The sequence below is a fragment of the Streptomyces sp. NRRL F-5630 genome (assembly GCF_000719475.1).
Taxonomy (GTDB): Bacteria; Actinomycetota; Actinomycetes; order Streptomycetales; family Streptomycetaceae; genus Streptomyces.
This window is the reverse complement of record NZ_JOGO01000198.1, coordinates 1-621: the sequence shown is the minus strand read 5'-3', so window position 1 is coordinate 621 and position 621 is coordinate 1. Positions and strand designations below refer to the sequence as shown.

General features: G+C 81.0%; 1 pseudogene. It reads left to right on the top strand.

The window, feature by feature from the left end:
- Nucleotides 1-621: pseudogene (locus tag IF99_RS35360) on the top strand (DNA polymerase III subunit gamma and tau); the annotation flags it as partial.

The following is a 621-nucleotide window of genomic DNA, read 5'->3' as shown; positions in this document are numbered from 1 at the left end:
GGCTCCCGCCCCCCGCCCCCCCCCCCCCCCCGCCCCCCGCCCCCCCGCCCCCCCCCCGCCCCCCCGGCCCCCCGCCCCCGGCGGCTGGCCCGCCGCGGCGGGGCCCGGCTCCGGTGCGCCCGCGCGCCGGCCCGGCGGCTGGCCGACCGCCTCGGGCGGCGGTGGCGGTACGCGGACGAGCGGGCCCGGCGGCCCGGCTTCCGGCCCGGCGGCCCAGGCCCCGGCGCACGCCCAGCCGCAGGCCCAGGCGTCCGCCGCCCCCCAGCCCGCCGCCCCGCCCCCCGGGAGCGGCCTCGACCCGCGCGCGCTGTGGCCCGAGATCCTGGAGACGGTGAAGAACACCCGCCGCTTCACCTGGATGCTGCTGAGCCAGAACGCGCAGGTCGCGGGCTTCGACGGGACGACCTTGCAGATCGGCTTCGTCAACGCCGGGGCCAGGGACAACTTCCTCAACGGCAACAACGAGGACGTGCTCAAGCAGGCGCTCCAGAGCCGCTTCCAGGTGAGCTGGAAGATCGAGGCCGTCGTCGATTCGCAGGGCGGAGGCGGCGGGGGAGCGCCGCAGTCGCCACCGCCGCCCGGGGGCGGATACGGGGGGTACGGCGGCGCGCCCTCGGCGCC